At 37.0% G+C, this 8,803-nt stretch carries 1 protein-coding gene; it reads right to left on the bottom strand.

Going from position 1 to position 8,803, the window contains the following annotated elements; translation table 11 throughout:
• Nucleotides 1-483: 483 nt before the first annotated feature.
• Nucleotides 484-8,529, bottom strand: coding sequence for a S8 family serine peptidase (locus CN514_RS02860; protein WP_098231299.1), 8,046 nt, complete (start codon nucleotides 8,527-8,529; stop codon nucleotides 484-486).
• Between the last annotated feature and the right edge of the window lie 274 nt (nucleotides 8,530-8,803).

The raw sequence follows: 8,803 nt of genomic DNA on the forward strand, positions 1-8,803 counted from the left end.
TTAAGCTACATTTTAATAATAGTATATCACTATTTAATTATATCTAATTAATAGTATATTTCTATTATTAACTGCTCTAAAAAAATTTTTTTCTTTATCTGATAATTATAAACTATTTAAACAATGTACAAAAGTTAAAAATCTATCATTAAGGTCCTTATTTTAGAAAAATAAATTCTGACTCACTATTAATTAATGAACCCTACCCTTATATAGTAAGCGCTTATTTAAACTTTGTCTCGTGAACAATATAAAATAACCAAAGGAAAGTTTTGCTTATTATTTTAAAATTATTTAATTGAACCAAATTTTAGTCAAAAATTACGCCAACTTAAATGATTTATACACAAAAAAAGAGACTGCCGAGAAGGACCCGACAGCCTAGTGCGACTCAAAATGAGCCTTTGTTTCCTCATTCGAAAAAATATATTTTCTATTTATATAACGACACTTATTTTTTGAATTGCAATTACTGCAGATTCATTACTTTCCACTGTTACCCTTATGTTTAAACGTAACACTGATTGTATGATTCTTTGTTATATTCGTAAATGTGTACGTATTATTTGTTAGCTTTGTTTCTACTCCGTCTACTTTAAACGATTCAACCTCATAACTACCCTTATCAAGCGTAATTTTGAATGTTTGATTTGCTCCTTCATCTACAGAAAGTATTCCACTTGGGCTTATTGTTCCATTGCCTTCAGCTGATACTACGATTGTATAAACGATTTTCTTGAACGTTACGTTAATCGTGTGGTCTTTTGTTACATTTGTAAACGTATAAGAATTATTTATAAGATTTGCATTCACACCATCAACAGTAAATGTTGCAACCTCATAACCTTTATTCGGTGTAACCGTAAATGTTTGATCCTTTCCATGATTTACAGAAACATTACCACTTGGACTGATCGTTCCATTGCTTCCACCTGCTACTGTGATTGTGTGTACGATTTGTTTAAACGTTACATTAATCGTATGATCTTTTGTTACATTCGTAAACGTGTAAGTATTGTTTGTTAATTGTGCATCCACACCGTCTACTTTAAACGTTGCAACCTCATAACCCTCATAAGGCGTGATCGTAAACGTTTGGTTAGTTCCGTAATTCGCTGAAATTCTACCGTTTGGACTAATCGCACCGTTACTTCCAGCTGAAGCCGTGATGATGTGAACGATTTGTTTGAACGTTACATCAATTGAGTGATTTTTCGTTATGTTTGTAAATGTGTACTCGCCATTTGTAACTGTTACTTCTTGTCCATCTACCTTAACGCTTCCAATCTCAAAACCGGTATTCGGTGTGATTTTATAAGTTTGATTAGATCCATGTTTCACTGAAGTGAAGCCGTCTGGATCAATTTTACCGTTGCTGTCCGCAGTTGCCGAAATCAAATGTGACAAATCGTCACTTATGATAACAGTAAATGAAGTGTCAATATAACCAGGCGCAGTAACTGTAAACTCATATTCACCTAGGTCTTTGAATACTGATCTATCATTAAATGTAATGTCCTTAGCTGTAAGAGTATACTTGCTTGGATCAACTACTTTACCATTTAATGAAACAACTGGATTCGCTGTAATCCACGCTGAATCCTGATCGTGGGTAACAGTAATCGGTGTATCTTCTTGAATATATGCGATTTTTGAAGCAAACACTGGCGGATTGCTCTTAACTACTTGAGTTACTGTTGTATCTGGATAGCAATAAGCTTTGAACTTAACTTCAACATTGCCTGTTGCTGGGAATGCAGTACCTGGCAACGTAATTGTAATTTTGCTTTCGTCTGAAGAGATTGTCGCATCCGATTTAACAGATACGCCTCCTACTGTAATATCACCTGTAACTGCTTTTGTAGCATTTGCCCATCTCATGTTTTCATCATTTTTAGGTACAGTCATAATCACTGATTTACCTACACCGCTTGGCGTTAAAACAGGCGTTGGTGCTGTTCTTTGATTAAATGGTTGCGCAATTGTAATTGGTGTAAAGTATGGTGATATGAACTTTACAGTCTTGTTACCTGCTGCTGTATTCGATTGTGTTGCATTTCCATCAATTGATACAACTCCCGTACCATTTGATACAGATGTTGTTACATAAGGTTTTACTGATGTAGCCGATGATAACTGAATTGTAACATCACCATAATCTGTCGTTTGATCTGATGTTGCTGCAAGTAAAATTGAACTTCTCCACAGTGGATTATCCGAACCGTTAATTGAGTAAGTTAATTTATCACCAAACTGTGGTGTTCCTGCCGGTGCAGAAAGCGTAATAGCAGGTGCAGTTTGAGGTGTAACTGTATTATTTAAGTTAACGTCAGCATAACCAGGTGCTGTAACAATTAAACTCTTTGAAACGGCAGCTCCACCATTCGTTCTCACCAAATCATATGGAATGGTCAGTGTTCCCGCATTTTCGTCAATAATGACTCTTGTTTTTATTGATGGTGAAGATGAGGTACCAAACTTAATATCCCCTCCAGATTTCATTGCAAAAATCCAATCAGATGAAGTTGTACCTGGATTAAACGTCATTACTAGGTCCTTCCCAGCATAAATAGTACCTGCTGGACTAGTAAGTGTTACCCCTTGTTTATAGAAAGCTTGATTTACTGTCACTGTTTGATAATTTGTTGCAATAACATTAATTGCTATGCTTCCTGGTGCTGTAATTAGTGATTTATCAATCTTAATTGGTGTTCCAGGAGCTCCTACTATAATATTATTAGTTTCAAAATCGGCTCTATTAATTGTAATACCACCAACTTGAATAGCTGTAATCGCATCTCTCCAAGCTTGTGTATCATTAGTAGTTCCAACTCCAATCGAAATTGGATTTGAATTGCTATCATTAAAGTATCGATTTGGTTCAGCTGTTAATGTTGGTGCAGAGAACGCATTAATTCTTTGTGAGAATGAATATGTTGCGAAATTATCGGCTTCGATCTTAATCTTCCAATCATTAAATCCTCCGCTTGCATTCGGAGTCGATGGTGTTGAGAAAACTCCAGCTGGAACTGTAAAGTTAAATGTTGTTGCATTTGCCGGCGTTACTTGATTAAATAGTCCAGCTAGTTCAGCCCCTTTGAAGACTTTTGCAACATTACCAGACGGGTCAGTCAAAGTGATTGAAGTAATATTAGGCTGCCAAATATCACGATAATGTGCAGCTGTTGAACCAGTCGTATCTGGGCGACTAAACGTTAGTGCTTTACCAATTGTATTAACATTATTTGGTGCAATTAGTGTAAAACTATTACCTACACCATCTTGCATTTTAAATTTCATAGAGCGATCCATATAGCCTGGAGCTTTGAACACGATCGTGTGAACACCCGATTTTGTAAATAATGTTGGGTCAAATTCATATTGGCCTTTGTTAGAAACAACCTTCTCAATAATTGAACTCGTTGATACACCATTATAGATATTCGTAGATGACTTACGATCAATACCATCAATTAAGATTTGCCCTCCAGCTCCATCCACTGCATTTCTCCACGCTGTATCATCAATTTGTGCAATTGTAGTAGCCCCATTTGCGTCTGGTGTTTTATAACTAATAGAGAACAATTGGAATGGATTTACTTTACCGTAATTAACAAAAGCATTGCTGTCGCTTGTTTTAATATATGGTACAGGTTTAATAACAGTGTTAAATGTAATTAGATCCGAACCACTTGGTATCGTATTAAATCCTGTTAAAGAAATATTCTTACTTGTAGTCGTTGCAATTTTTCCAGCTAATGTGTCTGCATTCGGAGCAGTTGTATTATATTTACCGATGTTTTTGATGATATATTCAAAATCAGAATAATCAATTGAGCCATCAAAGTTAAAGTCCGCTTCCCTTGTATAAGTTGATGGTGTTGCAACATAAGCATTGTATGCAGTACTTTCTGCCTCAATGTCTTTCATATCAATTACATCATCACCATTTACGTCACCCGCAAGCATAACAGAACCATTGACAGAATAAGTTCCTCCTGCAGAATAGCCAAATTGTCCTGAGCTTGTCATTGTTAAATTTCCATAGTAAGTGAAGTGTCCTGGTATTTTCATTGTAACATTGTATGGCTTAGTACCTGCTGGCATAGGAAGACTTGTTGTAAATAAGCCCGCTTGAACGATTCCCTGATTTAAACTAGAAGCAGCGCCAGTTGGATCTTGAGCAACTGGTATTGATTTAGAAACACCACCTGTATTAGGATCTTCAAATTTTATCTCGATACCTGATCCATCAGCTGTTATCGGAGTTGTTCTTCCATATACACTCGATGTCGTATAATTTTGGAAGCCTTCCGGTTTAACGGTACCGCTAATAAATGCTCCGCCCCTAACATAAACGAATTTATCTTGGAAAGTAGGGACACGATCCGTTCCGTTCTTACCATCATTATACGTTGTAATTTCCGGTACAACAGCAGACCATTGAGGGTACATTGTATCTAATCCGGCATCGTTCGTTACTTTATGTTTTAAATCAATAAGAGGCATTTCCTGTGCCACTCCACCACTCATAGTATCCTCTGTATTCAATACACCTTGCGCTTGAACAGCTTGGGGAAGATTGAAACTAAAGACATAATCACCATTTATATCGTAATCTTGATGGATCCAACTTTTCTCAGTAGTAATTCCTTTAGATGCTAAAAATGCTTTATATTGATCACTAAAGTCAACATCTGTTAATTCTGCATAGTCAAGTTTGTCCACCCAGAATTTACCACCAACGAGATTTTTAGGATATTTGACTGATAGCGTTGATTTAAAGTTATCGCCATTCGAAACCAATGTTTTGTCAGCAAGGAAAGCTGGGTCAACTCCATTTAATGTTGTCGATCCTGGTGAATCTAGACGTGAGTATCTATTAACTACATATTCATTTCCTTTTTTTACAAAGTAATAATATTTTGCCGTAGTATCCATATTACCTGAGAAGGAGTAATCTTCCGGGTAAAATCTGAACATAACCCCATAATTTTCCTTCATATTGTCGGCACTCGTATTCACGAGATCCTCTTTTGATACACCAAACTTAAATGTTCCGTCGTCATTAAGATTTAAAAAGTAATTTACGTACGGAGCAGAGTTTGAATCGCCAAGCATTCCGTCAATTTTACCTAAAGATTGACTGACTTTCGTATCAGTGTCATAGTTCGGTGGTGCAGGAACCGCTGTTTCTTTTCCAACATTCTTCATATAATCAACGTTTGAGTCGTAAGCTTTTCCTGAGAACCATTTCAGAACGCCATCCGTTGTAGGACCATCCGCATCAATTTCATAAATGCCTGGTTCACTGCCTTTATCCATTTGTAATGTAGGCGGTGTATTATCAACATAAACGGTACTGTTTTGTTCATAAAGCTTACCTGTTGAAGCATCTAAAGCTCGAAGTTGTATATTGTATCCGCCTTCTTCAACTATCTTTTGCGTCGATAATTGTTGTGTAAGCTTCACAGACAGGTTAGGGTCGTCTTTGGAAATAGGTGCACTATACGGATAGTAGTTTCCATTCATTAAAAACGGTACATACGTTAAATCACCTTGGCTAATGCTAGCTGTGTTAATAGTAGTGATATAACCAATATAATTTTTGCCAGCTAAATCCATCACATAAAGTCTAATTCCATAGGAAGGGTCAACCTGACTTTTTACTCTAAGTTCTCCCCATGATGTTGGAATTATTGCATACGTATTAGGATTAAAGTTTTGTTTCCCAGAAAGTGTTATTGCCTTTCTTTGAACCCTGAAATCAACACCTCTATTTTGAACATTAATAGCTAGAGGCAAACGATATGTTTCATTAGGGCTATCGGGATTAATAAAGTTTATAAATGCTTCATAAAATCCACTAGCAGCTGAATCAGGAGCAGTGAATTTTACTGCAAGATGAACCGTTCCTCCTGCTGGAATAGTGACTGATTTTAATGACGTTGCAGGCGACGCTACATCACTTATACTAATTTTCGCGCCTTCTGCATCACCATCTCTTCCATCTTTTAAGAAAGTATCCTTAAAAAAAGCGCTCGATGAGTTGAAAGTTTTAGCAGCATTACCATTGTTAGTAATGTATAAATCACCTGTTTTTGTAACAGAACCATCTTCTGAACGTGCTGTATAGCCAAACGAAAATGAAGCTGTTGTGTTTGCAATGGTAACTATATTTGAACTAGATGAGTCATCAGTTGATGTACGTGACTGAACAAAGTCCTTTACTTTAAATTGCATATCTGAATGTACGGCTTGATATGGGTCTGTCTTACCAGAACCGATTTGGAATACGCTTTGTTGTTTGTCAATAGGGTCAGCAGTTTGCATCAACGCTGACTTAACATCTTCAGGCTTGTAGTTAGGATGTGCTGACAAGATTAGTGCTGCCATACCAGCAACGTGAGGCGTAGCCATTGATGTACCTGACATTGTTTGATAATCATATGAATAATTACCCTTATTATCTGGCTCCCAAATATCATAAGGAGCTGTTGAGAAAATGTCGACACCTGGCGCAACAACGTCGGGTTTAATTGCTAACGAACCTGTAACAGGACCAGTAGAACTAAAGCTAGCAAGTGAATTCCCTGGCATTTCAAAATTACCAGCATTGGAAATTGAGATTTTCTTAATCGTACCGTCTTTAAAAGCGTTATAGAATTTTGTTCCATCATTCATGCCTATTTGTAACGTATAGACCGTACTACCTGCTGAACCAAAGTAAAATGGATAGTAGCCTTGATCATCAACTAGTAGGCTTGCATTATCTGATGGATTCCATAAAATCATGGCTTTTACATGTTCATTCGCTGCATACATCATTAGCAAATTCATAGAGGCTGCACCACGTTTTACAAGAACAACTTTATCTTTCACGCTAATATTTTGGTTACGAAGATAATCGTACCAAGCAGGCGTACCGAATCCAGCATCTACAAGGTCGTACTGAGTTGATCCGCTAAGCTTTGTATTTGATTCTGAAAAATCTTTCCCAATTAAGCGAGTATTTGTAATAGCAAATGACTCTGACTCTGACGTTCCATAAGAATGTATGTCAAAAGTTGGAACTTGTTTCGGTGCAGCAATCGCTCCTACCGTTATTGCTTTTGCAGCTGCAGCCGGTGTTCCCAATGTACCAGCGCCTGGACCAGCGTTACCAGCAGCTACAACAGCCGTAACACCAAGGTCAGTAATATTGTTGATTGCTACTGAATTCGGAGATAACGAATCATTATATTCTGCACCTAGTGATAGGTTAATTACTTGACAACCATCTTTGTACGATTGTTCAATTCCTCCGATAACAGCTTCATCCGTACCACCATGAGGCCCTAAAACTCGGTAAGCATATAACTGCACTTCTGGCGCTACACCTCTAAGTGCATACGGAGAACTGTTTCTTGATTGACCTGCAATTGTACCTGCTACATGCGTCCCATGAGAAGTAATATAATTATGATAATCTGTCGGGAAGTTTGGATCTTGTTGGTTTGGTGGAAGAGCATCATTTGCATTCTTCGCAGCAAGCCAGTCAGAATAAACAGTTTCCATCGGATCGTTATCATTGTCTACAAAATCTTTACCACCTTGATACTCACCCGCAAGATCTGGGTGGTGATAGTCAAGACCTGTATCAATAACGCCAACTTTTACGCCTTTTCCTGTAATATTTTCATTTTGAAGGTCGTGGATTTTCATCCAATCGAGAACAGCTGTTTCACCAGATTGTGGGCCTTCTGGGCCTGGAGTTGTAACAGTCCCAGACTTAGGTTCGACCGAATTTCCTGATATAGTAGGGCTACTAGTAGTACCATTAGTTGCTTGTGTGGCACTACGTTCCGAGCGTGTATTAGGCAGTAAATTTGGATTTGATTTTTGAGAGGAAACCTTACCGTCACCTGTAACACTATCAGGAACATCAATATTTTGTGAAGCCGGTATTGGAGCATATTTAACATTTTGATAAACACTCTTAACGTATGGTAAAGCCAATAGATCATTGAGTGCTTGTTTTGGTATTTTTACAGCTAATCCGTTAAATACCTGTGTATATTCTCTTCCTATTTTAATTGAGCTAGTTTCACCAGCACTTTTTAATGATTTAGACATACCACTAACAAAAGACTTAAAATTGCTGTGAGTTTCATTAACATCTTGCTGAGCACTTTCAAGTGTGATAGCTGTTGAACTTTCTTTATTAACGGCAATTTTGCCAGATGATTCATTTTTTTGTTGATTTAGCATTTGAATTGGAGCTGGATCTACATCAAATTGGACAATCAAGTCTAATTGATCTGATGAATCTAGAAGTTTTGGATTAAACTTAAGTTTCTCCAAGTATAAATTCTGTAATTGTTGCGCTTGAGTCAAGTCAAGTTTGCTATTACTGTCATATTGGACAGATTTACTATCATTTGCAGTTGTTCCACCTGTCATGGCAAACGCCGGAACTGTGTATCCTAGCAGTGTGGAAGTTGCAAGAAACGTTGACATGACCATCTTTTTCATTTTACGATGGCTCATACCTTTCTCATTTCCCTTCTTTAATTTAATAGATAGAGCTAAAGCTCTATTCCCCCCTAACCATTTCTCCCCCTCTTATGTCTGAATTTTAATAGTTTTGAAAATTTTGCGACAAATTAATTGCCATTCTTCATTATAAGTGGGGTATTATGGACAGTAAATTGGGGAAATTTAGCATAAAGTGAAGAAAGAACTTTGTCAGATTTTGTTAAAAATTAGGAGTAATCTTCCTGTTGTTATTGTTTTACATAAGTATTTTATATGAATGGACTTG

The sequence above is a fragment of the Bacillus sp. AFS001701 genome (assembly GCF_002559405.1).
In the GTDB taxonomy this organism is placed as follows: domain Bacteria; phylum Bacillota; class Bacilli; order Bacillales; family Bacillaceae_G; genus Gottfriedia.

What these genes read in the sequence shown, in the direction of transcription:
- CN514_RS02860 (WP_098231299.1), bottom strand. Translation starts at nt 8,529, where the DNA reads ATGAGCCATCGTAAAATGAAAAAGATGGTCATGTCAACGTTTCTTGCA.